The 26,323-nt window shown below is 65.1% G+C and carries 21 protein-coding genes; 11 read left to right on the top strand and 10 right to left on the bottom strand.

The window, feature by feature from the left end; translation table 11 throughout:
* Nucleotides 1-101 precede the first annotated feature (101 nt).
* From ACVIW0_RS26465 to ACVIW0_RS26450, 4 genes are read left to right on the top strand one after another with little or no spacing between them, the layout of a single operon-like run.
* Nucleotides 102-1,994, top strand: a complete 1,893-nt coding sequence (locus ACVIW0_RS26465) for an ABC transporter permease (protein WP_461355023.1) — start codon at nt 102-104, stop codon at nt 1,992-1,994.
* Complete coding sequence (locus ACVIW0_RS26460) at nt 1,991-2,782, top strand: ABC transporter ATP-binding protein (protein ID WP_461355022.1); 792 nt, start codon at nt 1,991-1,993, stop codon at nt 2,780-2,782. The genes ACVIW0_RS26465 and ACVIW0_RS26460 overlap by 4 nt, the downstream gene beginning before the upstream one ends.
* A complete protein-coding gene (locus ACVIW0_RS26455; protein WP_461355021.1) occupies nt 2,779-3,483 on the top strand; it encodes an ABC transporter ATP-binding protein in 705 nt (234 codons plus the stop codon). The genes ACVIW0_RS26460 and ACVIW0_RS26455 overlap by 4 nt, the downstream gene beginning before the upstream one ends.
* Nucleotides 3,484-3,498: 15 nt before the next feature.
* Nucleotides 3,499-3,954 (top strand): MarR family winged helix-turn-helix transcriptional regulator, encoded by a 456-nt coding sequence (locus ACVIW0_RS26450; RefSeq protein WP_461355020.1) that lies wholly within the window; start codon nt 3,499-3,501, stop codon nt 3,952-3,954.
* A 351-nt stretch (nt 3,955-4,305) separates the two neighbouring features.
* Here the strand turns inward: ACVIW0_RS26450 and ACVIW0_RS26445 are convergent, their stop codons facing one another.
* Nucleotides 4,306-5,502 carry an amidohydrolase family protein gene (locus tag ACVIW0_RS26445; RefSeq protein WP_461355019.1) on the bottom strand — a complete coding sequence of 399 codons (1,197 nt, stop codon included), beginning with the start codon at nt 5,500-5,502 and terminating at the stop codon, nt 4,306-4,308.
* A gap of 169 nt (nt 5,503-5,671) precedes the next feature.
* Between ACVIW0_RS26445 and ACVIW0_RS26440 the strand changes: the two genes are divergently transcribed.
* Nucleotides 5,672-6,445, top strand: a complete 774-nt coding sequence (locus ACVIW0_RS26440; protein WP_461347304.1) for a ferredoxin--NADP reductase — start codon at nt 5,672-5,674, stop codon at nt 6,443-6,445.
* 137 nt (nt 6,446-6,582) lie between these two features.
* Here ACVIW0_RS26440 and soxA read toward each other — a convergent pair whose 3' ends face one another.
* The 8 genes from soxA to ACVIW0_RS26400 form a co-directional block, all read right to left on the bottom strand.
* A complete protein-coding gene (gene soxA / locus ACVIW0_RS26435) occupies nt 6,583-7,356 on the bottom strand; it encodes a sulfur oxidation c-type cytochrome SoxA (RefSeq protein ID WP_461355018.1) in 774 nt (257 codons plus the stop codon).
* Complete coding sequence (gene soxZ, locus ACVIW0_RS26430; protein ID WP_461355017.1) at nt 7,353-7,673, bottom strand: thiosulfate oxidation carrier complex protein SoxZ; 321 nt, start codon at nt 7,671-7,673, stop codon at nt 7,353-7,355. Before soxZ ends, soxA begins: the two co-directional genes overlap by 4 nt.
* The gene (locus ACVIW0_RS26425) at nt 7,673-8,137 is read right to left on the bottom strand and encodes a SoxY-related AACIE arm protein (protein WP_461355016.1); all 465 of its coding nucleotides are present in this window, start codon (nt 8,135-8,137) and stop codon (nt 7,673-7,675) included. The genes soxZ and ACVIW0_RS26425 overlap by 1 nt, the downstream gene beginning before the upstream one ends.
* Before the next feature lie 63 nt (nt 8,138-8,200).
* Nucleotides 8,201-8,656, bottom strand: coding sequence for a sulfur oxidation c-type cytochrome SoxX (soxX, locus tag ACVIW0_RS26420; protein WP_461355015.1), 456 nt, complete (start codon nt 8,654-8,656; stop codon nt 8,201-8,203).
* The gene (locus ACVIW0_RS26415; protein ID WP_461355014.1) at nt 8,643-9,917 is read right to left on the bottom strand and encodes an FCSD flavin-binding domain-containing protein; all 1,275 of its coding nucleotides are present in this window, start codon (nt 9,915-9,917) and stop codon (nt 8,643-8,645) included. Before ACVIW0_RS26415 ends, soxX begins: the two co-directional genes overlap by 14 nt.
* A gap of 58 nt (nt 9,918-9,975) precedes the next feature.
* Nucleotides 9,976-12,162, bottom strand: coding sequence for a xanthine dehydrogenase family protein molybdopterin-binding subunit (locus ACVIW0_RS26410; protein WP_461355013.1), 2,187 nt, complete (start codon nt 12,160-12,162; stop codon nt 9,976-9,978).
* A 10-nt stretch (nt 12,163-12,172) separates the two neighbouring features.
* Nucleotides 12,173-12,622, bottom strand: a complete 450-nt coding sequence (locus ACVIW0_RS26405; protein ID WP_461355012.1) for a (2Fe-2S)-binding protein — start codon at nt 12,620-12,622, stop codon at nt 12,173-12,175.
* Between the two features lie 153 nt (nt 12,623-12,775).
* On the bottom strand, nt 12,776-14,173 hold the full coding sequence (locus tag ACVIW0_RS26400) for an MFS transporter (RefSeq protein ID WP_461355011.1): 1,398 nt from the start codon (nt 14,171-14,173) through the stop codon (nt 12,776-12,778).
* 986 nt (nt 14,174-15,159) lie between these two features.
* On the opposite strand from ACVIW0_RS26400, the gene ACVIW0_RS26395 reads away from it, so the two are divergent.
* From ACVIW0_RS26395 to ACVIW0_RS26375, 5 genes are all read left to right on the top strand, one after another.
* Nucleotides 15,160-16,902 (top strand): ABC transporter permease, encoded by a 1,743-nt coding sequence (locus tag ACVIW0_RS26395; protein WP_461355010.1) that lies wholly within the window; start codon nt 15,160-15,162, stop codon nt 16,900-16,902.
* A gap of 23 nt (nt 16,903-16,925) precedes the next feature.
* A complete protein-coding gene (locus ACVIW0_RS26390) occupies nt 16,926-17,957 on the top strand; it encodes an extracellular solute-binding protein (RefSeq protein ID WP_461355009.1) in 1,032 nt (343 codons plus the stop codon).
* A 10-nt stretch (nt 17,958-17,967) separates the two neighbouring features.
* Nucleotides 17,968-19,071 (top strand): ABC transporter ATP-binding protein, encoded by a 1,104-nt coding sequence (locus ACVIW0_RS26385; protein ID WP_461355008.1) that lies wholly within the window; start codon nt 17,968-17,970, stop codon nt 19,069-19,071.
* A 114-nt stretch (nt 19,072-19,185) separates the two neighbouring features.
* Complete coding sequence (locus ACVIW0_RS26380; RefSeq protein WP_461355007.1) at nt 19,186-21,003, top strand: flavin-containing monooxygenase; 1,818 nt, start codon at nt 19,186-19,188, stop codon at nt 21,001-21,003.
* A 48-nt stretch (nt 21,004-21,051) separates the two neighbouring features.
* Entirely contained in the window at nt 21,052-22,995 is a 1,944-nt protein-coding gene (locus ACVIW0_RS26375) for an alkyl/aryl-sulfatase (protein ID WP_461355006.1), read from the top strand.
* 134 nt (nt 22,996-23,129) lie between these two features.
* On the opposite strand, the gene ACVIW0_RS26370 is transcribed toward ACVIW0_RS26375, so the two are convergent.
* Nucleotides 23,130-24,197: a glycosyltransferase family 4 protein gene (locus ACVIW0_RS26370; protein WP_461355005.1), complete on the bottom strand. Its 1,068-nt coding sequence runs from the start codon at nt 24,195-24,197 to the stop codon at nt 23,130-23,132.
* A 317-nt stretch (nt 24,198-24,514) separates the two neighbouring features.
* Here ACVIW0_RS26370 and ACVIW0_RS26365 point away from each other — a divergent pair, with 317 nt between their 5' ends.
* Nucleotides 24,515-26,278: an ABC transporter ATP-binding protein gene (locus ACVIW0_RS26365; protein ID WP_461355004.1), complete on the top strand. Its 1,764-nt coding sequence runs from the start codon at nt 24,515-24,517 to the stop codon at nt 26,276-26,278.
* The last annotated feature ends 45 nt before the right edge of the window (nt 26,279-26,323 follow it).

The raw sequence follows: 26,323 nt of genomic DNA, 5'->3' as shown, positions 1-26,323 counted from the left end.
AGGCGTAACCCACCAGCTTGTTTGTGCGAACCGATGGCAGGTTACGCTTGCGCTAACCCGCCCTACGAACTGACATTTGTGTTCTCCAACGCGGACCGCCCATGGCTTTCTACGTCGTCCAGTTCCTGACCGGTCTTGCCAGCGCGGCGTCGCTGTTCCTGGTCGCTTCGGGCCTGTCGATCATCTTCGGCGTGACGCGGATCGTGAACTTCGCGCATGGCGCGTTCTACATGCTCGGCGCCTATGTCGCGTTCACGCTGACCGAGCGCTTCTCGGGCGCGTTCGGTTTCTGGGGTGGGATCGTCGTCGCGGCACTCGTCGTTGCAGCGATCGGCGTGCTGGTCGAGATGGTGCTGCTGCGCCGGATCTATCATTCACCGGAGCTGTTCCAGTTGCTCGCCACCTTCGGCCTGACGCTGATGGTCGAAGATCTCGTGGTCTTGATCTGGGGCCCGGACGATCTGGTCGGCCGCCGCGCGCCGGGCTTCAAGGGCGCGATCGATTTCTTCGGCCAGAATATTCCGAGCTACGATCTGTTCCTGATCGTGCTCGGGCCGGTCGTGCTCGGCGTGCTCTGGCTGTTGTTCCAGCGCACCCGCTGGGGCGTTCTGGTGCGCGCGGCCACGCAGGACCGCGATATGGTCGCGGCGCTCGGCGTCAATCAGAAATGGCTGTTCACCAGCGTGTTCGCGCTCGGCGTCTTCCTGGCCGCGCTCGGCGGTGCGCTGCAGATCCCGCGCGATGCGGTCAATCACGCAATGGATCTGCGGGTCATCGTCGAGGTCTTCGTCGTGGTCGTGATCGGCGGTCTCGGCAGCATCATCGGCGCCTTCGTCGCGGCGGTGCTGGTCTCCGAGCTCAACGCCTTCGGCATCCTGATCTTCCCGAAGATTTCGATCATCCTGGTGTTCCTGGTGATGGCGGTGGTGCTGATCGTCCGTCCCTGGGGCCTGTTCGGCAAGCCGGAGTCGCCGGCGCGGCGCACGCCGGGCCTCACCGTCAATCCGTGGCGGCCGCTGACAACGAATGAACGGCTGGCCGCGATCGCCGTGCTCGTGGTCGCCGCCGCGCTGCCGTTCGTCGTCGGCAATTACCTGCTCACTGTCGGCTCGGAGATCGCGATCTTCGTGATCTTCGCCGTCAGCCTGCACTTCCTGATGTCGGTCGGCGGGCTCGCCTCGTTCGGCCACGCCGCCTATTTCGGCCTCGGCGCCTATGGCGTGGCGCTGCTCGCCAAGATGGCGGGCCTGCCGATGATCGCCTGCCTGCTGCTCGGCCCGCTGCTCGGGCTATTGGGCGCCGCGGTGTTCGGCTTCTTCGCGGTGCAGCTCTCGGGTGTCTATTTCGCGATGCTGACGTTGGCCTTTGCGCAGATCGTCTGGTCGATCGCGTTCCAGTGGGTGTCGGTGACCGGCGGCGACAACGGCATTTTGGGGGTCTGGCCTGCGAACTGGGCGGCGAGCCCGTCGCATTTCTACTGGCTGTCGCTCGGCATCGCCGCGCTCGCGGTGGTGATCCTGCGCGTCATCGTGTTCTCGCCGTTCGGCTTCGCATTGCGGGCCACGCGCGATTCGCCGCTGCGCAGCGAGGCGGTCGGCATCGACGGCAAGCGCATCCAGTGGACTGCGTTCGTGATCGCGGGCACGGTTGCCGGTCTTGCCGGCGCGCTGTTCGCCTATCTCAAGGGCAGCGTATTCCCCGACAATATGGGCATCTCGCTGTCGGTCGACGCGCTGGTCATGGTGCTGCTCGGCGGCGTCGAGACGGTGTCGGGTGCGGTGGTCGGCGCCATCGTCTACAAGGCGCTCAATATCTGGCTGGTCAGCCAGACCGATCTCTCCAAGCTCGTGCTCGGCGGCTTCGTGGTGCTGATCGTGGTCGCGTTCCCGAAGGGCATCGTCGGCACGCTGGAAGCGTTCATGCATCGCCGCCGCAAATCCTCGTCATCGGCGTCGTCGCCATTGCTGACCTCCCGCGTCGAGAGCGCCGAATGAGCATGGTCCCCACATTGCTGTCGGTCGAAGGGCTGACCAAATCCTATGGCGGCGTGCATGCCGTGCGCGGCGTTTCCTTTGAATTGCGCGCCGGCGAGATCCTGGCGCTGATCGGGCCGAACGGCGCGGGCAAGAGCACCTGCTTCGACATGCTCAATGGCCAGAACGTTCCAGACTCTGGCCGCATCCGCGTGCTGGGCGCGGAGACCACCGGCAAGAAGCCGCGGGTGATCTGGCGCATGGGAGTGGGGCGCACCTTCCAGATCGCGGCGACATTCCCGACCATGACGGTGCGCGAGAACGTGCAGGTCGCGCTGGTCTCGCACGGTGGGCAGCTGTTCAATCTGTGGGCCTCGACCGCGCGGCACGCCCGCGACGAAGCGGGGCGACTGCTCGACCTGGTCGGCATGGGTGCCTATGCCGAGCGGCCCTGCGGCGAGCTCGCCTATGGCGACGTCAAGCGGCTGGAGCTTGCGATCGCGCTCGCCAACCAGCCAAAACTGCTTTTGATGGACGAGCCGACCGCCGGCATGGCGCCGCGCGAGCGCGTCGAGCTGATGCGGCTGACGGCGCGGATCGCGCGCGAGCAGTCGATCGGCGTGCTCTTCACCGAGCACGACATGGACGTGGTGTTCGAACATGCCGACCGCATTCTGGTGCTGAACCGCGGCAGCTTGATCGCCGAAGGTTCGCCCGTGGAGGTCCGCGGCAATGCCCAGGTGCGGGCGATCTATCTCGGCGAAGGCCTGCTCTATGACGCCCGGCACCGCGAGGGAGCATCGGCATGAAGCTCACGGTGAAGGATCTCAACAGCTTCTACGGTCCGGCGCACATCCTGTTCGACATCGCGCTCGAGGTCGGCGAGGGCGAGGTGGTCGCGTTGCTGGGCCGCAACGGCGCCGGCAAGTCGACCACGTTCCGCTCCATCGTCGGCCTGGTCGAGAACCGCTCCGGCCGCGTGATGTTCGAGGGCAGGGATGTCTCCGAGCTGCCGACACATGCGATCGTGCGTGGCGGGCTCGGCTATGTGCCGGAGGAGCGGCGCATCTTCACGGATTTGACGGTCGAGGAGAATCTCGAGGTCGGCCGCCAGCCGAAGCGGCCGGGCGCGCCGCAATGGGATCGCGAGAAACTGTTCGAGCTGTTCCCGAATCTCGGCGAGATGCGCGGCCGCCCCGGTGGGCGGATGAGCGGCGGCGAGCAGCAGATGCTGACGATCGCGCGCACCTTGATGGGAAATCCCTCGCTGGTGCTGCTCGATGAACCCTCCGAAGGTCTGTCGCCAAAAATCGTCGAGCAGATGGTCGATGCGATCCTGGCGATGAAGAAAGAGGGCGTCAGCATCGTCGTGTCGGAGCAGAATCTGCATTTCGCCCGGCTGATCTCGGATCGCGCCTACATCATCGAGCGCGGCCGGATCTGCTTTGGCGGCACCATGGCGGAACTCGATGCGCGTCCGGATATCCGCGACGCACATCTGTCGCTGTAAAGGGCGGGGTGGATAATGGCGAGGAGTGCTGCACAGAAGCGAACCGTCAAGGCGGCGAAGCCCGGCTACGTGCTGGACGAGCAAATCGGCTTCATCCTGCGCCAGGTGTCGCAGCGCCACGCCGTGATCTTCGCCCGCGAGATCGGAATCAATTTGACGCCCACGCAGTGGGCGGCGCTATCGAAGCTGTCCGAGGTTGGGCCGTGTTCGCAGAACCAATTGGGGCGGCTGACCTCGATGGACGTTGCGACCATCAAGGGCGTGATCGATCGCCTGACCGCGCGCGGCTTGACCGAGACCTCGCCCGATCCCGACGACGGCCGCCGCCTGCTTGTAAGCCTCACCCGCGCCGGCCAGCAGATGGCCGACAAGGCCGCGCCGAATGCGCTGGTCATTTCAAGGGAGACGTTGGCGCCGCTCGACGCCAAGGAGCGCGAGACCCTGATCGCACTGCTCGGCAAGCTGCGGTGATTGCAAATCTATTCTGACCAAAATCCCTCACCGTCACCCTGAGGAGGTCACAAGCGACCGTCTCGAAGGGCCGACGGCCCGGCTGGTGGCCGTGCACCTTCGAGACGCGCTACGCGCTCCTCCAGCGACAAAGGCAAAGCCTTTGCGCGGGGATGACGGAATTGGCTTACTCAGCTTGCTCAGTGTCATCACCCGCGCATGCGGGTGATCCAGTATTCCAGAGACGGCCGTGCTTGAGCCGTTAGGCTGCGGCGTACTGGGTCGCCCGGTCGAGCCGGGCGACGACGACAGTGGATGAGGACACAGCTTCGCATCCTCTCAGGATGACGGGGAGGGCTCGTCTCAGGCTCGTTACTTCGCCACGATCTCCGGCACTTTCCCCGCGGGCGGCGTATTCCGGCTGCGCTGGGTGCGGACGATGCCGTCGATGATGGTCATGCCGATGCCGGGAAGGTCGCCGAGCTGAACGCTCTCCAGGATGTTCTTGCCCGGCGAATGCTGCGCCTTGTCCATCAGCACGAAATCGGCGGAGCGGCCGAGCTCGATCAGGCCGCAATCGAGCTCGCGCATCCGCGCGGTGTTGCCGGTCGCCAGGCAGAACGCCAGCTCGGCCGGCAGCTCGCCTAGCGAGGACAGCAGCGAGACCATGCGCAGGATGCCGAGCGGCTGCACGCCGGAGCCGGCCGGTGCATCGGTGCCGAGAATGACGCGGTGCAGATCGCCCATCTCGCGCGCGGTGCGCAGCGTGAACAGCGCCGACCGCTCATTGCCGTTATGCACCAGCTCCAGCCCGCGCTTGCAGCCCTCGCAGATGCAGCGGATCTGGTCGTCGGGCAGCGCCGTGTGGCCGCCATTGATATGGCCGACCACATCGGTGTCGGCCTCCAGCACCACGTCCTTGTCGATCAGGCCGGAGCCCGGGATCGAAGGTCCGCCGGTGTGGATCGTGCTCTGAATGCCGTATTTGCGCGCCCAGCCGACCATCTTGCGCGCCGTCGGCCCGTCCTTGACGCCGCCGAGCCCGACCTCGCCGAGCAGCTTGACGCCGGCCGCGGCCATTTCCTTGAAATCGTCCTCGACCATTTCACATTCGATCACCGGCGCGCCGGCATGCACCTTCACGCCGCCCGGTCGCAGCGTCCAGAATGCGCGCTGCGCGAAGATCGCCATCGCCTTCAGCCCGACCACGTCGCGCGGCCGTCCCGGCATGTGCACCTCGCCGGCCGAGATCATGGTGGTGACGCCGCCGTGCAGATAGCTGTCGATCCAGTTGATCTGGTTTTGCCGCGGCGTCCAGTCGCCGGCGACGGGGTGGACGTGGCTGTCGATCAGCCCGGGCGCAACCGTCGTTCCCATGGCATCGACAATGGTGGTGGCGCCTTCGGTATCGACGTCCTTGAGGCGGCCGATCGCTGATATCTTGCCGTTCTCGGCGACAATGGTATCGGCGTCCAGGATTGGCTTCTCCAACGCTCCCGAGAGCAAGAGCCCGATATTGCGGATCACCAGCTTGCTGGGGCCGGTGGCCTGGGGCGCGTCGTGAGCCATGGGTGTTTTCCTGTTTTCTTTCCGAAATTGCCCGGGAATTTGAGCCCGGCTTGACTTTCGGATCAAGCCGGATTATTCGTTTGTATACGAATGATCGTATACAAACGATCCGGCCGGTCAACAGGGTCCACGTCCGTTTCCGCCGCGGCACAAATCAGGGGTTGGTGCGATGAGCAATTTCAACCAGGAAAGCGTCCTCAGCGTCCACCACTGGACCGACACGCTGTTCTCCTTCAGGACCACGCGCAATCCGTCGTTCCGCTTCCGCAACGGCGAGTTCACCATGATCGGGCTGAAGGTCGGCGAGAAGCCGCTGCTGCGCGCCTACAGCGTCGCCAGCGCGAATTACGAGGACACGCTGGAATTCTTCTCGATCAAGGTTCCGGACGGCCCGCTCACCTCGCGCCTCCAGCATCTGAAAGAGGGCGACGAGATCATCGTCAGCCGCAAGGCGACCGGCACGCTGGTGATCGACAACCTGGAGGACGGCCGCAACCTCTATCTGATCGGCACCGGCACCGGGCTGGCGCCGTTCCTCAGCGTGATCAAGGATCCCGAGACCTATGACCGGTTCGAAAAGGTCGTGCTGCTGCATGGCTGCCGCCGCGTCAAGGAGCTCGCCTATGGCGAGATGATCACCGAGACGCTGCCGCAGGACGAACTGATCGGCGAGCTGGTGCGCGACCAGCTGATCTACTACCCGACCGTGACGCGCGATCCGTTCCGCAATCGCGGCCGCATCACCGACCTCATCACCTCCGGAAAACTGTTCGCCGACATCGGCCTGCCCGCGCTCGATGCCGCGCATGACCGCGTGATGATCTGCGGCTCGCCGGCGCTGGTCGCCGACACCCGCACGCTGCTGAATGGCCGCGGCTTTGTCGAGGGCAATCACGGCGAGCCCGCGCAGTTCGTGGTGGAGAAGGCGTTCGCCGAACGCTGATCAGCTTTCAACCCTCATGGTGAGGAGCGCGGCACGCGCGTCTCGAACCATGAGGCCACACTCGGGCCTCGTCCTTCGAGACGCTTGCTCCGCAAGCTCCTCAGGATGAGGTGCGAGATCGTCCCCAGCCCACGAAATCACGGCCGCACCGCCGGCGTCTCGATCGGCATGCCGCGCGCCCGTGACATCAGATAGAGCTCGAGCTCGACGAGCTCCGGCGAGCCATAATCATAGGCCTGCGCGCGGATGCCGGTGATGCAGGCGCGCAGCCGCCGCTGCAGCGACCCGAGCGATTGCCATTCCAGCCGGTAGAGCGGATAGCCGGTCGGCTGGCCTTGCGTGATCGCGCTGCCCGCGAGCTTCTTGTCCCAATTATCATCGTGGCAGTTCGCGCAGGCCAGATTGAGCTGGCCCTGCCGCTGCATGAACAGCGCGTGGCCCTTGTCGACGAACGGCGCGAGCTCCGGGTCGTCGCCGGCCGCGATCGGCACGCCACGCGATTGCTGCGCGACGTAGGCGGTCAGCGCCAGCAGCTCACGGCTTTCATAGGCAAAGGGTGACGCCTGCTGATGATTGGTGCGGCAAAGGTTGATGCGACCTTCGAGGTCGACCGGTCTTCCCAGCGCCTTATCGAAGGCCGGGTAATACGCGGCGACGCCTTTCATGCTGACGCGCGCATCATTGTGGCAGTCGGCGCAGGCCTTGTCCGCGCTGCCGACCTTGCGCTTCCACAGCGCTTCGCCATCGAGCACAAAGAGCATGCCGGGATTGGCGGTGTCCTCGTCCTGCATCGCCTTGGTGTCCGCGCTCATGAAGCTAGCGCCGGAGCGGCGCTGATCGGGCGGAATCTCGGTGGCGAGCGCCGCGCCCGCCATGGCCGTCAGCAGCGCGATTGAGACCGCAAGCCTCATTCGACCGTGATCGAAGCCTGCGCGGTCTCCGAAAACCCCTTATCGCCGATCCACTCGAATTCGAACTTGCCGCTTTCGGTCACCGTGGTGAAGAAGGTGATGAACGGATTGGCCGCGATCGCCGGATAAAGATCGGCGCGGAACACCTCGGTGCCGTTAAAGCGGCAGGTGAAGCTCGTGATGATGTCGCGCGGCACCACGTTGCCCGACGCGGTGTGGCGATAGCCGGTCTCCATGATGTGCGACATCAGCGTCTTGATCTCGATGACGTCGCCGCGCCTGGCCTTCTTCGGCACGTTGATCAGGGCCGACGGCATCAGATCGCCTCCTCGGTGCAGGCGGCGAGGGTCACCACGACGTCAACGGTCGCCGACCAGAAGCTGTCGTCGGACAGCCGTGCGATGGCGGTGACCTTCTGGCTGTCGGCGAGGCGGATGCGGGTCGATATTTGCGCACGCCCGGCGCGTGGCCCGAGATAGAAATTGCCGATGTTCGGCTGCGGGTTCTTCTCGTTGAAGACGTGGATGCTCTTCACATACTCATCCGCCGTCATCGGGCTGGTCACGCTGACCGTCATCGGCACGGTGTTGCCGTTCTCGACCAGCGGGGGGATGTCGAGCTTGACCTTGCCTGTCAGCACATTGGCTTCGCCGACGACGTTGCGGATCGCCGCCGACTGCATCGCCGGCGTCGCTTCGACGGGGCGCACGATCACCAGCGCCGCGGCGCCGCCGGCGAGGCTCAGGAACGTGCGGCGTGTGGTGTGGTCTGGATTCGCCATCGCTATCCTTTGTCCGCGCATGATCTTGTCGGAAAACCGGTTCCCACCTTTCCGGATCAAGCGCTAGTTCCGCAGCGTCACAAGATAAGCCACGATATCCTCGATCTGCTCCGCCGACAGGATCGGCTTGCCGCGCCACGCATTGCCGACGCGGGTGAGCCCGTCGACGCGATAGTAGGACGGCATGATCGTCGCCGTATTGAGGTGCGATGCATCGACCAGCCGGAGCCGCAATTGTCCCTCCGACCAGCGGCCGCCGCTGCCCGCGAGATTGGGCGCGAGGTCACCCTGGAACGCCTGCTCGGGAAATGGGCCGCTGTGGCAGAGGATGCAAGTGGAGGAACGCTCGACGACCAGCGCACGGCCGCGCGTGGCATCACCACTGGTTCCCGTCAGCGAGACCGGAATCGCATCGCCGACGATGGTGTAGGGCCGCAGTTCCTCGGCGCCGGCGGACGCGCAGGCCGCGAATGCAGCCGCGGCGAGCAATGCGATGAGGGAACGCCTAGCCAAATGCATCTCCCGTGATGGCTTTGAACCAGTCGAGCGCCTGATCGGCCTCGCGCTGGCGCACCTCGCGCGGCGCATCGACCGGGCTCGTGGTGACCTCGGCCTCGGCGTATTGATCCTCCTTCGGTTGATAGATGCCCTTCAGCGAGAAGGCGTAGCCGGGAGCGACCGTGTTGTAGCAGGCGCCATCGAGCCGCGGCATCTCCGGCGCCTTGCCTGCAAGTGAATTCACAATCGCGGCTGCACAGGCGCGTCCCTGCGCCGCCGCGGCGGAAGCGGATTTCGGAATGCCGCCGGCAATCGCGGCGTCGCCGATGACATGGATGTTGGGGACGAGCTTCGAGGCAAAGGTCACGGGATCGATCGGGCACCAGCCGGTGTGGTCGGCGGCGCCGGCGATCTCGGCGATGCGACCGGCCTTGTGCGGCGGGATCACGTTGGCAACCGCCGCGGTGTAATTGCCGAAGTCGGTGACGATCTCATTGGTCGCCGGATCGACCGACGTCACCCGGCCGCCCTGCGACAGCGCGATCCGCTCGATCATGCCGGGATAGAGTTCTGTCCAGGCTTTCTCGAACAGCTTCTGCTGCGAATAATTGTCCTTGGCGTCGAGCACCAGGATTTTCGACTTCGGCTTGTTCGCCTTCAGGTAATGCGCAATCAGGCTGGCGCGCTCGTAAGGCGCCGGCGGACAGCGCAGCGGCGCGGCCGGCACCGCGATCACGACGACGCCGCCGTCGTCCATGGCCTCGAGCTGCCTGCGCAGCAGCAGGGTCTGCGCGCCGGCCTTCCAGGCATGCGGCATCTTCTCGGCAGCGCCTTCGTCATAGCCGGGCAGGGCGCCGAAGTGCATGTCGATGCCGGGGGCGAGCACGAGCCGGTCGTAGGACAGCGTCATGCCGTCGGAGAGCGTGATGCTGCGCGCCTGCGCATCGACCTTGGTGGCCGCCTGCGCGGCGACGGTGATGCCGTCGGCCGCAACCCTGTCGTAGCTGAATTGCTGGGCCGAAAGTTCGCGCAGGCCCGCGATCACCTCGTTGCTGAACGGGCAGGCGGTGAAAATCTTGTTCGGCTCGATCAGCGTGATCTGGAGCTTGGCATCGAGCCGCCGCAGTGCGCGCGCGCAGGCCGCGCCACCGAAACCGCCGCCGATCACCGCAATGCGCGGCGCGGCCTGCGCCAGCGCCGGACGCGCCAGTGCGGCCGCTGCTGCGACGGCAGCGGCGCCACGGATCACATCCCTGCGCGTCTGATGACGCGAGACGGCCATGCACGACAATCCGGAAACAATGAAGCGGCGGCCGGTCGGGCCGCCGCTTCGGGTTTGATCAGGCGAAGGAGATGTTCTGGTTGCGCAGCGGGAAGGAGCGGATGCGCTTTCCCGTTGCCGCAAAATAGGCGTTGAGCACCGCCGGCGCCGCAACGCCGATGGTCGGCTCGCCGACGCCGCCCCAGAACCCGCCGCTCGGCACCATCACCGATTCCACCTTGGGCATTTCGTTGATGCGCATCGAGTTGTAGGTGTCGAAATTGGTCTGCTCGATGCGGCCGTCCTTCACGGTGCAGCCGCCGTAGAACAGCGCGCTGAGGCCATAGACGAACGAGCCCGCGATCTGCCGCTCCACCTGCGCCGGATTGACGACATAGCCGGGATCGGTGGAGGCGACGATGCGATGCACCTTGATCTTGCTGCCGTCGGTCACCGAGATCTCGGCGGCGCCGGCAACATAGCTGCCGTAGCCCATCACCTGAGCGATGCCGCGATAAACGCCCTGCGGCGCCGGCGTGCCCCAGCCGATCTTCTCGGCCACGGCATTGAGCACCGCGAGGTGCTTGGGATGCTTGCCCATCAGCTTGCGGCGGAATTCGAGCGGGTCCTGGCCTGCGGCCAGGGCCAGCTCGTCCATGAAGCATTCCATGTAGATCGCGTTGTGATTGACGTTCACGCCACGCCAGAAGCCGGGCGGCACGTGCGGATTGCGCATGGCATGCTCGACCAGCAGGTTCGGCACCGAATAGCCGATCGCAGCCTCGCCGGATTGCGCGACGCCCTGGAACGCGGCGGGGTCCATGCCGTTCTGCAGCGCTTCCGGGCGTAGCGAGAACAGGATGGATTGACCCGACAGCCGGTAATGCAGCGCGACCAGATTGTTGTCGGCATCGAACGCGCCGGTCAGCTTGCACTGCGTGATCGGGTGATATTTGCCGTGCTGCATATCCTCTTCGCGCGACCACAACAGCTTGATCGGCGTGCCCGGCATCTGCTTGGCGATCGCCACCGCCTGCCGCACATAGTCAGTCATGCCGCGCCGGCCGAAGCCGCCGCCGAGCATCAGCTTGTGCACGTCGACCTTGTCGGCCGGCAGGCCGGAGGCCTCGAGCGCCGCGGCGAACGCGGCCTCGCCATTCTGCGTGCCGCACCACACCTCGCATTTGTCCGGCGTGTAGAGCGCGGTGGCGTTCATCGGCTCCATCGTGGCGTGGTTCTGGTAGGGGTAGCTGTAGACAGCTTCCACCTTCTTGGCCGCGCTGGCGATCGCCGCCTTGGCGTCGCCATTCTGGTTGCCGACATAGGCCGGCTGCGCATTGTCGAGCCCTTCGGCCAGCCACTTCGCGATGGTCTCGCTGGAGACTTTTGCGTTGTCGCCTTCGTCCCAGACGATCGGCAGCGCATCGAGTGCGGTCTTGGCGTGCCACCAGGTGTCGGCGACGACCGCAACCGCGCTGTCGCCGACCGGCACCACCTTCGTGACGCCCTTCATGCCCGCGATCTTGGCTTCGTCAAAGCTCTTCACCTTGCCGCCGAACACCGGGCAATCCTTGATCGCGGCGTTCAGCATGCCCGGCAGCTTGACGTCGATGCCGTAGATCATCTTGCCGGTGGTCTTGTCGACGGTGTCGAGCCGCTTCAGGCCCTTGCCGGCGATGGTCCAGTCCTTCGGGTCCTTCAGCTTGACGTCGGCCGGCGGTTCGAGCTTGGCGGCGGCCTCCGCGACCTTGCCGTAGGTCGTGGTCTTGCCCGACGGGGTATGGGTGATGACGCCGTTGGAGACCTTGCACTCCGTGGCCGGCACCTTCCATTCATTGGCCGCGGCCTGGATCAGCATCACGCGGGCGGTGGCGCCGCCCTTGCGGACATAGTCCTGCGAAGTACGGATTCCGCGGCTGCCGCCGGTGGAGAAATCGCCCCAGGCGCGCTTGCGGGCGACGCTCTGGCCGGGCGTCGGATATTCGGTGGTGACCTTCGACCAGTCGCATTCCAGCTCTTCGGCGACGAGCTGGGCGAGGCCGGTGAGCGTGCCCTGGCCCATCTCGGAGCGGGCGATGCGGATCACCACGGTGTCGTCGGGCCGGATCACCACCCAGGCGTTGATCTCGGGGGCACCGTCAGCGGCGCGCACCACCGCGGGGCCGCCGAACGGCAGGTCGAGGCCGAGCGCGAGGCCGGCGCCGGCGGCTGCCGTGCCGATCACGAAGGCGCGGCGGTTGAGTTTGGGCGTCACGTGCTGATTCATCCCTGCCTCCTCACGCGTTCGCGGCAGCATGGATCGCCTCGCGCACCTGCTGGAAGGTGCCGCAGCGGCAGATATTGGTGATGGCGTCGTTGATGTCGTCGTCGGATGGCTTCGGATTGTCCTTCAGCAGCGCCGCGACCGCCATGATCATGCCGCTCTGGCAATAGCCGCATTGCGGCACGTCGTTCGCGATCCAGGCGAGCTGCACCTTGTGCATCGCGCCGTTCGCCGCGAGACCCTCGATGGTGGTGATTTCCTTGCCGGCCACTTCGCTCACCGTGACGCCGCAGGAGCGCATCGCGACGCCGTCGACATGCACGGTGCAGGCGCCGCATTGTGCAATGCCGCAGCCGTATTTGGTTCCCGTCAGTCCGACATTTTCCCTGATCGCCCAGAGCAGGGGCGTGTCGTCCTCGACGTCTACTGTGATTGTCTTGCCGTTGATTTTGAGGTTTGCCATCGCGATCCCCTGAATGGTCCAATCCTCCGATCGGACTCCGGCGCGATGTTGGCCTTGAAACTGGAACGGTTCAAATCAAGAAAACGCGTTTGCAGCGCGGAAGAAAGTTGATAGCGCGGTGTTTTGGTCGCGCCCTCGCGCGCGACATGCCTGTCATGTCTTTTGCGGTGAGGTGACGGCGAGGCGCAGGAAGCTCATGACGCTGCCGAGCGCGGCAAACCCGGCACCCAGCGCCAGCGCCACGGTTGCGCCCTCGCGGTCGGCCAATGCGAAGCAGAGCGCGGCGAGGGCGGCGCCGGTGGTCTGGCCGGTCAGCCGCGCGGTCGCGACGATGCCGCTGGCGCTGCCGCTGCGATGCGACGGCGCGCTCGACATGATCGCCTTCATGTTGGGGGTCTGGAAGAACCCGAACCCGATGCCGCAGACCATGGTGCGCCAGACGATGTTGGCGACGCTGGGCTCCGTCGGCAGGGTCGCCAGCAGCACCATGCCGAGCCCGAGCAGCAGCATGCCGATGCCGCCGAGGATGCCGGCCGGATAGCGGTCCGACAGCCGGCCGCCGATCGGCGCCATGAAGGCGACCACCAGGGGCCACGGCGTCATGAAGAAGCCGGTCTCGACCTGCGAGCGGTGTAGTATGTCCTCGAAGTAGAACGGCAGCGACACGAAGGCGAGGCCCTGCACGGCGAATGAGCAGACCGCGGTCGCGGCCGACAGCGCGAAGATCGGCCGGCGGAACAGATCGATCGGCAGCATCGGCGCCGGATGATCGGCATGCCGCCGGGTCAGGATCCAGCCGAATACGACGGCGCCGACCAGCTCTGCGATCACAAGCGCGGGCGCTGTCTTGTGGGCGGCGCTGCCGATGCCGATGATGAACAGGCCGAGGCAGGCGCAGGCGAGCGCCGCGCCGGTGAAGTCGAAGGCGTGGGTGGCGCGCGGCGTCTTCGGCAACGTCTTCAGGCCGATCAGCAACGCGACGATGCCGAATGGAATGTTGACGGCGAACAGCCAGGGCCATGGGCCGAGCGCGAGGATGCCGGAGGCGATCGTCGGCCCCAGCGTAAAGGCGGTCGCGACCACGAGTGCATTGTGGCCGAAGCCGCGGCCGAGCATCTTGCTTGGATAGACGAAGCGGACCAGCGCGGTGTTGACGCTCATCAGACCGCTGGCGCCGAGCCCCTGCAGGGTGCGCGCGACCAGCAGGCTCGGCAGCGACCACGCCAGCGCGCAGCCGAGGGACGCCAATGTGAACAGCAGCAGGCCGCCGAGATAGATCCGCTGGTGGCCGACGATCTCGCCGAGCGCGCCGAGAGGCAGCAGCGTTGCGACCAGGGCGATCTGGTAGACGTTGACGACCCAGACCACTTCCGCAGGGCTGACATGCAGATCGCTCGCGATCGCGGGCAGCGCGATGTTGGCGATCGCGGTGTCAAGCGAGGCCATCGCCAGTGCGGTGAAGATCGCGGCCACCGCCCAGCGCCGGGTCTCCCAAGGCAACCCATCTGTGATCGGCGCCGCTGTCGCGGTGGTCGGGGTCTTCTCGAGCATGTCTGAAACGTCTCCGGGACGCCATGTACTACGCGGGCTTCCTGTTCCCCAGTCGCGCCATTGCATGATGCGTATGCGAAGCGGCCTTGCCGGGCGCGCCGGCACGCTCGTACCGAGGGGAGAAGCACACGGCGAAGTTTCTTCGTTTTTTCAGAATTAATTCTTGACGCGCACCCCAACTCAGATGTTCAATATGCCCGTCTCGCCCGACACGAGGGGCGCTTCGCGGTCGTCACGAACGCGGGTCGAGATGCGGTGGACGCTGCGCGTGGCCTGACGAGAGCACGCAAGGCGGACGGCGAAGTCGTGCAGGCCTGACGCCCTAGTGGTAGGTGTCTTTTCCGATTGCGCAATGCGCGTTGCGAAGACGGTGACAACAAAGCCCAGTCTCGCCGGGGAGAGCACGTATAAGCCGTAACCCATCGCGCAGGGAAAGCCGGGTTGTTTCCGGTTACACCTGTGGTCCTACCCCCCGTGCTTTCTACCTTATGCACGGGGCCCATGGGTGCGATCGGCACCCGGCTTTCCCTGCGCCCTCACCAACGGAGAGGGCGGAACGAACAGCAAGACTCGGACAATCATGTCGCGAGAATGCGATGCTATATTCCATCCTCAACTGTCATCGCCCGGCTCGACCGGGCGATCCAGTACGCCGCGGCTTCTCCGCTCAAGCACAACCGTCTCTGGATACTGGATCACCCGCTTTCGCGGGTGATGACACCGAGAGTGTGCCAATTGAATCGAGACCGATCCTCATTGTGGTCGCGGCGAGGACCGGGACGACGATGAAATTGGGATGCGTGAGCGGGATCAATCGAACGCGTGTTCCCGCAGTGTGTCACACAACCGCACGCAGACGACTTTCGGATAGCTTGCGTCGCAGGCACGATCGACTACCCTTGGCATACGAGCAGGCGCGACGTCAGATCGGGCCGCAACAGGGGAAGCGCGCATTGCACGGACCGAGCGACCGGCGCAGCGAAGCCATGCGAAGCGCCGGTGAAGCCACCCGGCGCCGCGCGCTTACCGGTCTCTGGGTCGCGGTATTGCTGGCGATCCTCAGCTTCCTGGTCATCTATCCCGTCCTTATGCTGCTGCTCGGCGCCCTCACCGACACCAATCCGGTGGTTGACGGCATACGCCTCAGCCTGGGCCATCTGTCGATCACCAATTTCCTCGCGGTGCTCGCCAATCCGAATGTCGGCGAAGCGCTGATCAACACGCTGATCGCCTGCGGCGGCGGCACCGTGATCGCGGTCGCGATCGGGCTGTTGTTCTCCTGGATCGTGGTGCGCACCAACACGCCGTTCAAGGGCTTCATCGCCGCGGCCAGCATCCTGCCGCTGTTCGCCCCGCCGCTGGTAGCGGGCGTGGCCTGGGCGATCCTCGGCTCGCCGAAGACCGGGTTGATCAACACGATGTTCAAGTGGATCGGCTCCGACCTGCGCATCGATCTCTATTCGATGTGGGGCATGGTGTTCGTGTTCGGCATCTACTACGCGCCCTATGTCTACATGTTCACCGCCTCGGCGCTGCGCAACATGGATCCGAGCCTGGAGGAGGCCGCGGAGATCTCCGGCGCCAGCGCGTTCGCGACGCTGTTCACGGTGACGTTCCCGCTGATCATGCCGGCGATCGCCTCGGGCATGCTGCTGTCGTTCATCGTGATGCTCGGCATCTACGGTATTCCGGCCGTGCTCGGCGCGCCGACCAACCTGAACGTGCTCACGACCTACATCTTCAAGCTCACCAACTGGTCGCCGCCGCTCTACAACACCGCGGCCGCGGTCGCGATCATCCTGATGGTGGTCACGGGGCTGTTGGTCTATCTGCAGCAGAAGCTGCTCAGCGGCCGCAGCTACACCACCGTCGCCGGCAAGGCGTTCCGGCCGCGCAGCCTCGATCTCGGGCCGTGGCGCTGGCTCACCTTCGGGCTCGGGATCGTCTATCTCCTCGTCGTCGTGGTGCTGCCGTCGCTGGCGCTGATCGTCGCGGCGTTCCGCAAGTTCATGTTCATCCGCGACGCCGCCAGCCTGTTCGACATGCGGCAATATTCGCTGATGCATTTCGAGAGCATCTTCGACAATCCGCTGACGATGAAGTCGATTTACAACGCGCTCGAGGTCGGGATCATCACCGCAGTCGTCGGCGGCGCGCTCGCCTTCGCGATCGGCTACACCATCCATCGCACCCGTGTCGCCGGGCGCGGCGCCATCGACCTGATCTCGACGTTGCCGGTCGCGATCCCCGGGCTGGTGGTCGGTGTCGCCTATCTCTGGGCCTGGATCGGCGTGCCCGGCGGGCTTTACGGCACGATCTGGATCCTCGCGCTCGCCTTCATCGCGCGCTTCATGCCCGACACCGTGAAGGCGCTGTCGACCTCGTTCCTGCAGATCCATCGCGAGCTCGAGGAAGCCGCCTGGGTCTGCGGCCGGGGCGTGCTTGGCACCATCACCTCGATCGTGCTGCCGCTGGCGCGGCCGGGCGTGCTGGCGTCAATGACGCTGCTGTTCGTGCTGGCGATCCGCGAGCTCGGCTCGTCGCTGTTCCTCTACACCAGCAACACCATGGTGATGTCGGTGCTGCTGCTCGACTATTACGAAGGCGGCAATATCGGAAAGACCGCGGCCTTCAGCCTGGTGCAAACCGTGCTCCTCGGTGTCCTGATCGGCGGCGCCAACTGGCTGTCGCGCGGGGCTGCGCAGGGCAACGTCGCACGGACCGGATAACAGGAATGCGGGAGGGATTGACGATGGACAGACGAACCTTCACCACGCTGGTGCTGGGAAGTGTCGCGACGCTCACGCTGGCGCCGGCGGCACGGGCACAGGAGTTCGGCCCGGCGGAATTGATCGCGGCCGCCAAGGCCGAGGGCAAGCTCGTATTCTACACCGCGAATTTCGCTGAGATCGAGCAGCAGGTCATCAAGGCCTTCAACAAGCGCTTTCCGGAGATCAAGGTCGAGATGGTCCGCGCGCCCGGCGGCCAGCTCATCACCCGCGTGAAGACCGAGGCGGCCGCCGGCAAGCTGATCGCAGATGTGGTCGACCATTCCGACCGCGCGCTGATGCAGCCGCTGGAGGACCTTTTCCAGGAATACGCGCCGCCGAACGCGGCCGACTATGACCCGCACGCGCTGATCTCGCCAAAGCTCTGGCCGCGCGCCACGATCGCATGGTCGATCGGCTACAACACCGAGCTGGTGAAGGATCCGCCGAAATCCTGGATGGATCTGACCAAGCCGCAATATGACAAGTTGATCGGCCAGGTGTTCGCGCAGTCCGGCGGCACCACCTGGACCCGAATCATGTTCGAGCGCCAGGTGCTCGGCGAGGATTACTGGGCCAAGCAGGCCGCGACCCATCCCGTGCTGTATCCCTCCGGCGCGCCGACCGCCGATGCCCTGGTACGCGGCGAGATCGCGATCGCGCCGCTGCTTTACAACGTGATCTATCAAAAAAAGAAGGACGGCGCGCCGATCGAGATCTTCTTTCCGCCCGAGGGCGCGCCGGTCAATCCCTATGCGAGCGGCATACCGAAGACCGCAGCGCATCCCAACGCGGCCAAGCTGTTTCCTGAACTGGAGCCTGTCCAAGGAAGGGCAGACCTTCATGATCAAGGAACTCGGCAATCTCACGTCCCTGAAGGCGCCGCCGGCATATCCGGAAGGGTTCGATCCCAAGGCGGTCAAGCTCTGGTATCCGAACTTCGACGAGTATGTGAAGCTGCATGCGGCGTGGGTGGCGGAATGGGACAAGACGTACGGGTATCGGCAATAGGCTGATGGTGCAGCGATGACGGCGACGCTCGAGGTCAGCGATCTCAGGAAGCAGTTTGCGATCGGCCGCCCTGCGGTCGACGGCGTCAGCTTTGGCGTGCCGGCCGGCGAGATCGTGGTGCTGCTCGGACCATCCGGCTGCGGCAAGACCACGACATTGCGCTGCGTCGCCGGGCTCGAGCATCCGACCGGTGGGGAGATCAGCATTTCCGGTCGCGTGGTGTCGGCACCGGACCGCGGCATCCTGGTGCCGCCCCGCGCGCGCAACCTCGGCATGGTGTTCCAATCCTATGCGGTGTGGCCGCACATGACGGTGCGGCAGAATGTGAGCTATCCATTGAAGCACCGCACCGTCGGGCGCACCGATGCCGCCCGCATGGTCGAGGAGGCGCTGGAGTTGGTCGGGCTATCCGACTATGCCGATCGACCGGTGGTGGCGCTGTCCGGCGGACAGATGCAGCGCGTCGCGCTGGCGCGCAGCATGGTGTACCGGCCGCAACTGCTGTTGCTCGACGAGCCGCTGTCGAACCTCGATGCCAAGTTGCGGCTGCGGCTGCGCGACGACCTTCGCGTCATTCTCAAGCAGACCGGGATGACCGCGCTCTATGTCACCCATGATCAGGCGGAGGCAGTCGTGCTTGGCGACCGGATCGGCGTGATGCGCGACGGCAAGCTTCTGCAGATGGACACGCCCGACGTGATCTACAACCGTCCGGCCGATCTGTTCATCGCCAATTTCACCGGCGCCACCAACGAGCTCGCCGGCCGGCTCGTCGCCTGCAACGATGGATATGGCTTAGTCGATTTCGGCGACGGCCGGCGCGGCGAGGTCGTCCTGTTCCAGCCGCTGGCGCCGGATGAGAAGGTGCGCGTGGCGCTGCGGCCCGAGAACATCGCGATCGGCCGGCCCGATGGCGCCAATACATTCTCGGCAAAGGTGCTCGACCGTCGCTACCATGGCACCCAGACCGCCTACGGCCTCGAGCTGTTCGGCAAGCGGCTGGAAGCGATCGAGCTCGGCACCGCCGCGCGCCATCAGGTCGGCGTCGAGGCACAGGTCGCCTTGCCGCGTGAATGCCTGTGGGCCTATCGCGATACGGGGTCGACGTCGCATGACTAGTGGTGCCGCGGCGGTCTTCACCGGCTTGCGATGATGAGTATGGCAAATCGTGTCGATATCGGCTTATCTGGCGGGAACAAGGACAAAGAACCGCTGGAGCGAGGCGCCCTTTCGATGACGATGACCGAGCAAGCCGATGCAAAGCCCGCCGCGATCGACAAGGAGCGGCTGCGCCTGAAGTATCAGCATGAGCGCAACAAGCGGCTGCGTCCCGACGGCAACGACCAGTATCTCCAGATCAAGGGCCGGCTCGCGCATTATCTCGACGATCCCTACACGCCGGTGGTGGAGCGCACGCCGAAGACCGATCACGTCACCTTCGCCTTCATCGGCGGCGGTTTTGCCGGGCTCGCCACCGCGGCGCGGCTGACCGAAGCCGGCATCAAGGACGTGCGCATTATCGAGAAGGGCGGCGATTTCGGCGGCACCTGGTATTGGAACCGATATCCCGGCGCGCAATGCGACACCGCGTCGATGGTCTACATGCCGCTGCTGGAAGAGACCGGCCACATGCCGTCGGAGAAATACGCGCATGCGCCCGAGATTCTGGCGCACTGCCAGCGGATCGGCCGGCAGTTCAATCTCTACGACAACGCGCTGTTTCACACCGAGGTGACGAGCCTCGATTGGGATGCGGCGCAATCGCGCTGGATCATCCGCACCACCAGGGGCGATGCCTTCACCGCGCAATATGTCGGCATCGGCACCGGCCCGCTGCATGTGCCGAAGCTGCCCGGCATTCCCGGCATCGAGCGCTTCAAGGGCCACTCGTTCCACACCAGCCGCTGGGACTACGACTACACCGGTGGCGATCCCCGGGGCGCGTTGATGGAGAAGCGCGCCGACAAGCGCGTCGGCATCATCGGCACCGGCGCAACGTCGGTGCAGTGCATTCCGCACCTCGCGCGTGCCTGCAAGGAGCTCTACGTGTTCCAGCGCACGCCGTCGTCGGTCGACGTGCGCGGCAACGGCCCGATCGATCCCGACTGGTTTGCCGGTATCGCGACGCCGGGCTGGCAACAGCGCTGGCTGGAGAATTTCACCGCCAATCAGGCCGGTGGATCGGCCGAGGAAGATCTGGTGCAGGACGGCTGGACCGACCTGTCGAAGCGGATCCGCGCCAAGGTGATGCTGCTGCCGCGCGAGCAGCGCACCCTGGAAAACATGCGTGCCGTGTTCGAGGATTCCGATTTCGAAAAGATGGAGGAGATCCGCAACCGGGTCGATAGCATCGTCCGCGATCCCGAGACCGCCAGGAATCTCAAGGCGTGGTACGGCCAGCTCTGCAAGCGGCCATGTTTCCACGACGCCTACCTTCAGGCCTTCAACACGCCGGGCACCCATCTGGTCGATACCGACGGCAAGGGCGTCGAGGAGATCACGGAGAACGGGATCGTCGTCGCGGGCAGGGAATATGCGCTCGACTGCATCATCTATGCGTCCGGTTTCGAGGTCGGCACCGAGTACAAGCGCCGCGCGGGCTTCGATCTGACTGGTCGCGACGGCGTCAAGCTGTCGGAGCACTGGGCGCACGGCATGCGCACCAAGCACGGCATTCATGTGCACGGCTTCCCCAACGTGTTCTTCGTGCAGCCGACGCAGGGCGCCAATCTGATCTCAAACGTGCCGCACAATCTGACCGAAGCGGCGCGGACCATCGCGCTGATGGTCGCGCATGCGCAGGACAACGGCTTCAAGGAAATCGAGGTCAGCAAGGAAGCCGAGGATCGCTGGGTCGAGCTGCTGCTCACCGCGGTCGGCCGGATGATCGGAGGCCCCGATTGCACGCCCGGCTACTACAACAATGAGGGCCGCGAGCCGGGGCCCGCGGCCAAGCTCAATGTCGGCTATCCGGCCGGCCCGTTGGCCTACTTCAAATATATCGATGGCTGGCGCAACAACGGCCAGTTCGACGGCGTGCAGTTCCGCTGAGCGACGCACGATCGAATCCGATGTCCGCCTGACCAGGAGTGCTTGAGCATGACCCAGACGAATGCAGGTGAAACGCCGCACGAAGGGCCGAAGGCGGCATCCGCGTCGGTGATCGCGCAGCACGAGGCCACGCTGAAGGCACTGCCGTTTGCCGACACCAGGGATTTCGACGACGCCGCGCGGGGCTTCGTCGGCACCGTCGAGAACGCGCGCGTCACCTCGGCGCAGGGCAGGGTGGTCTGGAGCCTCGAGCCCTACAGCTTCCTGTCCGAGGAGAAGGCGCCTGCGACCGTCGATCCGAGCCTGTGGCGGCAGTCGCGGCTCAACATGCATCACGGCCTATTCGAGGTGGTGCCGGGCGTCTATCAAGTGCGCGGTCTCGACATCGCCAACATGACGCTGATCGAGGGCGACAAGGGCGTGATCGTCGTGGATACGCTGACCTCGATCGAGGGCGCCCGCGCCGCGATGGAATTGTACTTCCAGCATCGCGGCAAGCGGCCGGTTGCTGCCGTCATCTTCACCCATACCCACACCGACCATTGGGGCGGTGCCCGCGGCGTGCTCGACGATGCCATGCTGACGGCGGGCGTGCCGATCATCGCGCCGAACTTCTTCATGGAGCACGCGGTCTCCGAGAACATCATCGCGGGGCCGGCAATGCTGCGCCGCGCGCAATACCAGTTCGGTCCGTTCCTCGCCAAGGGCGTGCGCGGCCATGTCGATTGCGGCCTCGGCAAGACCATGGCGGCGGGCGGCGTGGCGCTGCTGCGGCCGACCGACCTGATCATCGCGACCGGCGACACGCGCGTGATCGACGGCGTCGAATTCGAATTCCAGATGGCGCCGAACAGCGAGGCGCCGGCGGAGATGCACTTCTTCATCCCGCGCTACAAGCTCCTCAACCTCGCGGAGAACTGCACGCACAATTTCCACAATCTGCTGCCGTTCCGCGGCGCCGACGTGCGCGACGCGCTGGCATGGTCGAAATATCTCGGCGAAGCCCTGCAGATGTGGGGCGGCAAGGCGGAGGCGATGTGCGGCCAGCACCATTGGCCGGTCTGGGGGCGGGAGCGGATCGACACCATGATCCGCGAGCAGCGCGATCTCTACAAATACGCGCACGACCAGACCATCCGGTTGATGAACCACGGCCTCAACGCAGCGGAGATTGCCGAGACGATCCGGCTGCCCTCGAGCCTCGAAGGGGCCTGGCACGGCCGCGGCTATTACGGCCACATCAGGCACAATGTGAAGGCGATCTACCAGAAGTATCTCGGCTGGTACGACGCCAATCCGGTCAATCTCGATCCCTTGCCGCCGGTCGAGGCCGGCAAGAAATATGTCGAGTATATGGGCGGCGCCGCTGGGATCCTAAAGCGCGCCGCGGCCGACTTCGCCAAGGGCGAATTCCGCTTCGTCGCGCAGGCCGTCAGCCATCTCGTGTTCGCCGAGCCCGACAACCAGGCGGCGCGCGCATTGCTGGCTGATACGTTCGAGCAGCTCGGCTATGCAGCTGAAAGCTCGACCTGGCGCAACGCCTATCTGTTCGGCGCCCAGGAGCTGCGGCAGGGCATGCCGAAGACCCCACCGCGTTCGCCGATGCCGCGCGAGACGTTGGCAGCGCTTCGCACCGAGCAGCTCTGGGACGTGCTCGGCATCCGCCTCAACGGCCCCAAGGCCGAAGGCAAGCGCATCGTGCTGAACTGGAGCTTTACCGATACCGGGGAGAGCTTCGTCCTCAACCTCGAGAATTCGGCGCTGACCTATGTCAAGGGCGCGCAGGCCGCCGATGCGCATGCCGGCTTCACCTTGGCGCGCAGCGTGCTCGACGAGGTCATTGCCAAGTTGACCACGTTCCCGGACGCCGTCGGTGCCGGCAAGATCGAGGTGGCGGGCGATCCGCTGCGGCTCGGCGAATTGATGGGGCTGATGGACGAATTCCCGCGGATGTTCGAGATCGTCGAGCCGAAGCGGACGGTGGTGACGTGACTATGTCATTTCGCGGCGACGCTGCGCGCTGCGCCGCCCGACATGACGGTATTATTGGCAATCGAATGACCCGACGGAGCGCCACGGACAGTGCCGGCCGGCCCGCCGGATCATTCGATCGGCCGCTGCAACTCTTATTCGGCGCTCGAGACGAGCTTGAAGCGCGGCTTGGCTTCCATCAGGCCGCGATAGGCGGCGAGATAGTCGAGCGCCATCCGGCGCGCGGTGAAGCGGGTCTCGAACTGCTTGCGGATCGCGTCGCGGTTGAGCGTCGACAGCCGGCCGACCGAGGAGATCGCGCTGATCTCGTCCTCGACGATGAAGCCGGTCAGGCCATCCTCGATGATCTCCGGGACCGAGCCGCGGTTATAGGCGATCACGGGCGTGCCGCAGGCCATCGCCTCGATCATCACGAGGCCGAACGGCTCCGGCCAGTCGATCGGAACCAGCAGCCCGATCGCGCCGCTGAGAAAGTCCGGCTTCTCGCGGTCGCTGATCTCGCCGATGAACTCGACCAGCGGATTGCTGGTGATCTGAGGCTTGATCAACTCATCGTAATATTCCTGGTCGGCGCGATCGACCTTGGCCGCAATTTTCAGCGGAATGCCGCAGCGGGTCGCGATCTTGATCGCACGATCGACGCCTTTCTCCGGCGCGATGCGCCCGAGCACAGCCAGATAGGATGGCTTGGCCGGTTGCGGCGTCAGCAGATTCTCCGGCAGGCCGTGATGGATGGTGCGCACCCAGTTCGCCTGCGGCACCGGCCGCCGCTGCGCGTTGGAGATCGAGATGACGGGGACCTTGGAGAAAGTGTTGAAGACCGGCTGATGCTCCGGCAGGTCGAGCCGGCCGTGCAGCGTGGTCACGAACGGCGTCGGCTGCCGCGTGAACAGCGACCATGGATAATAGTCGAGATGGCAGTGCAGGAAGTCGAACTCCTCGTCGTCGGCTTTCTGCCGGACGCGCTCCAGCATCACCATGTGCAGCGCATTGGGATCGCGGACGGAGCCGTCGAGGCGCAGTGCCTTCGGCCAGGTCGCATCGAGCTTCGCGGAGGTCTGTGAATCGCCACTGGCGAACAACGTCACGTCATGTCCAAGTGTTACAAGTTCTTCGGTCAGCCAGTGCACGACCCGTTCGGTGCCGCCGTAGAGTTTGGGGGGAACAGCCTCCGTCAGCGGGGCAACCTGCGCGATGCGCATTTCTCCGTCTCCTGTTTGTAATGTGGAATGAACCAGACCCCTCTGCCCTGTGATGGCACTGATGTGCCGAAGACGGGAACGTTCTCGCACGTGCGAGGTTCCTTATGGGTGTGTGAATTCCGGCTTCTTTCTTCCATCACACTGTGGTCTTGCTGATGCCATCTCGCTCCAACACGTTTTTGCCGACGCCAGCGTTGCAAAATTGTTGCGCAGTGATGGCTGCACGAAGGAATCACACCGCCGCCCCTCACGTCATCGTGCACGAGAGCTTCGACTAAAATTTTCTCGTTCACCTTCAACAGCTTTTGCAGGACGTCATGGACCATCTGTCAGGATATGCGCATCGCCCCTTCCCCTTTGTGCTGCGCTATCTGCGCCGGCGGCTTCCGTCGCATGTTGTAATCTTGTCGGCCGTGGTCGCGGCGGTTGCCTGTTCGGTGGGCACGCAATACGGCGTGAAGAATCTGGTCGACGCGCTGTCGGCCGGTCCGTCGGCTGCAAATGGCGTATGGCTGGCATTCGCTTTGCTCATGTCGCTGATCGCTGCCGACAACTTCATGTGGCGGATCGCGAGCTGGACGGCGAGCTACACCTTTGTCAGCGTCACCGGCGACCTGCGTCGCGACATGTTTCGCCATCTCACCGGCCACGCGCCGAGCTATTTCACCGACCGGCTGCCGGGCATGCTGACCAGCCGGATCACGGCGACATCGAACGCGGTCTTCACCGTCGAGAACATGTTCGTGTGGAACGTGTTGCCGCCATGCATCGCAACCTTTGCCGCGATCACCCTGGTTGGGACCGTAAGCCTGACAATGTCAGCCGTGTTGATCCTGATCGCGGGAACCATGGTGGTGGCAATGTTCCGCATGGCCGCCGCGGGCCGGCCGCTGCATGACGATTTCGCCAACCGGGCGGCCGCCGTCGATGGCGAGATGGTTGACGTCATCAACAACTTACCGCTGGTGCGCGCGTTCTGCGGCCTCGGCTATGAGCACGACCGCTTCGACGCCACCGTGAACCGGGAACTCGTCGCGCGTGGCCGTTCCCTGCGCTATCTCGAAAAGCTTCGCCTCATTCACGCCGCCGTGACCGTGATCCTGACGATCGCGATGCTGGCCTGGGCGCTCTCGCTCTGGCAGCAGGGCCAGGCTACCACCGGCGACGTGGTGCTGGTCTGTACGCTGGGCATTTCTATCCTGAGCGCCACCCGCGACCTTGCCGTTGCGCTGGTCGACGTCACCCAGCATGTCGCGCGCCTGACCGAGGCGCTGGCGACGCTGCTGCAGCCGCATGAGCTGAAGGACCATCCGGAAGCCGAGGCGCTGGTCAAGAGCGGCGCGGCGATCGCCTTCAACAACGTCTCGTTCCGCTATCCCGGCGGCTTGCAGGTGTTCGAGCGCTTCAGCCTGCGCATCCAGCCAGGCCAGCGGGTCGGGCTGGTCGGCCAGTCCGGCGGTGGCAAGTCAACATTGTTTACCCTTCTGCAGCGCTTCTACGATGTCGAGCAGGGCAACATCACGATCGACGGCCAGGACATCTCGCGCGTCACCCAGCAGAGCCTGCGCGCGGCGATCTCGGTGGTGCCGCAGGATATCTCGTTGTTCCACCGTTCGATCCTGGAGAACATCCGCTACGGCAGGCCCGATGCCACCGACGACGAGGTGTTGCGGGCGGCGATCGCGGCGCGCTGCGATTTCATCGAAACCTTGCCCGAAGGCATGAACACCATCGTCGGCGACCGCGGCGTCAAGGTGTCCGGCGGCCAGCGCCAGCGCATTGCGATCGCGCGCGCTTTCCTGAAGGATGCGCCGATCCTGCTGCTCGACGAGGCCACCGCGGCGCTCGATGCGGACTCCGAGGAGGCGATCCGCGAGGCGTTGTCGCGGCTGATGCGCGGGCGTACGGTGGTCGCGATCGCGCACCGCCTCGCGACCCTGCGCAGCTTCGACCGCGTGGTCGTGCTGCAGGGCGGCCGGATCGTCGAGGACGGTCCGCCCGATATCCTCCTGAAGGGCAGGGGCCCCTACCGCGACTTGGTCGCGCGCGAGATGGGCCGCCTCTCCACCAGCGCGGCCTGACCCCGCGCCATCAAGCGTGTTCTTGCGTTCCGGTGCGTTCGTTCG

The sequence above is a fragment of the Bradyrhizobium sp. USDA 4454 genome (assembly GCF_054822705.1).
The sequence above is the reverse complement of the archived record's forward strand: the minus strand, read 5'-3'. Positions and strand labels throughout refer to the sequence as shown.

Bases quoted from the DNA above. Each gene is read 5' to 3' on its own strand.
- ACVIW0_RS26465 (WP_461355023.1), top strand. From the start codon at position 102: ATGGCTTTCTACGTCGTCCAGTTCCTGACCGGTCTTGCCAGCGCGGCG.
- ACVIW0_RS26460 (WP_461355022.1), top strand. From the start codon at position 1,991: ATGAGCATGGTCCCCACATTGCTGTCGGTCGAAGGGCTGACCAAATCC.
- ACVIW0_RS26455 (WP_461355021.1), top strand. From the start codon at position 2,779: ATGAAGCTCACGGTGAAGGATCTCAACAGCTTCTACGGTCCGGCGCAC.
- ACVIW0_RS26450 (WP_461355020.1), top strand. From the start codon at position 3,499: ATGGCGAGGAGTGCTGCACAGAAGCGAACCGTCAAGGCGGCGAAGCCC.
- ACVIW0_RS26445 (WP_461355019.1), bottom strand. From the start codon at position 5,502: ATGGCTCACGACGCGCCCCAGGCCACCGGCCCCAGCAAGCTGGTGATC.
- ACVIW0_RS26440 (WP_461347304.1), top strand. From the start codon at position 5,672: ATGAGCAATTTCAACCAGGAAAGCGTCCTCAGCGTCCACCACTGGACC.
- soxA (WP_461355018.1), bottom strand. From the start codon at position 7,356: ATGAGGCTTGCGGTCTCAATCGCGCTGCTGACGGCCATGGCGGGCGCG.
- soxZ (WP_461355017.1), bottom strand. From the start codon at position 7,673: ATGCCGTCGGCCCTGATCAACGTGCCGAAGAAGGCCAGGCGCGGCGAC.
- ACVIW0_RS26425 (WP_461355016.1), bottom strand. From the start codon at position 8,137: ATGGCGAATCCAGACCACACCACACGCCGCACGTTCCTGAGCCTCGCC.
- soxX (WP_461355015.1), bottom strand. From the start codon at position 8,656: ATGCATTTGGCTAGGCGTTCCCTCATCGCATTGCTCGCCGCGGCTGCA.
- ACVIW0_RS26415 (WP_461355014.1), bottom strand. From the start codon at position 9,917: ATGGCCGTCTCGCGTCATCAGACGCGCAGGGATGTGATCCGTGGCGCC.
- ACVIW0_RS26410 (WP_461355013.1), bottom strand. From the start codon at position 12,162: ATGAATCAGCACGTGACGCCCAAACTCAACCGCCGCGCCTTCGTGATC.
- ACVIW0_RS26405 (WP_461355012.1), bottom strand. From the start codon at position 12,622: ATGGCAAACCTCAAAATCAACGGCAAGACAATCACAGTAGACGTCGAG.
- ACVIW0_RS26400 (WP_461355011.1), bottom strand. From the start codon at position 14,173: ATGCTCGAGAAGACCCCGACCACCGCGACAGCGGCGCCGATCACAGAT.
- ACVIW0_RS26395 (WP_461355010.1), top strand. From the start codon at position 15,160: ATGCGAAGCGCCGGTGAAGCCACCCGGCGCCGCGCGCTTACCGGTCTC.
- ACVIW0_RS26390 (WP_461355009.1), top strand. From the start codon at position 16,926: ATGGACAGACGAACCTTCACCACGCTGGTGCTGGGAAGTGTCGCGACG.
- ACVIW0_RS26385 (WP_461355008.1), top strand. From the start codon at position 17,968: ATGACGGCGACGCTCGAGGTCAGCGATCTCAGGAAGCAGTTTGCGATC.
- ACVIW0_RS26380 (WP_461355007.1), top strand. From the start codon at position 19,186: ATGACGATGACCGAGCAAGCCGATGCAAAGCCCGCCGCGATCGACAAG.
- ACVIW0_RS26375 (WP_461355006.1), top strand. From the start codon at position 21,052: ATGACCCAGACGAATGCAGGTGAAACGCCGCACGAAGGGCCGAAGGCG.
- ACVIW0_RS26370 (WP_461355005.1), bottom strand. From the start codon at position 24,197: ATGCGCATCGCGCAGGTTGCCCCGCTGACGGAGGCTGTTCCCCCCAAA.
- ACVIW0_RS26365 (WP_461355004.1), top strand. From the start codon at position 24,515: ATGGACCATCTGTCAGGATATGCGCATCGCCCCTTCCCCTTTGTGCTG.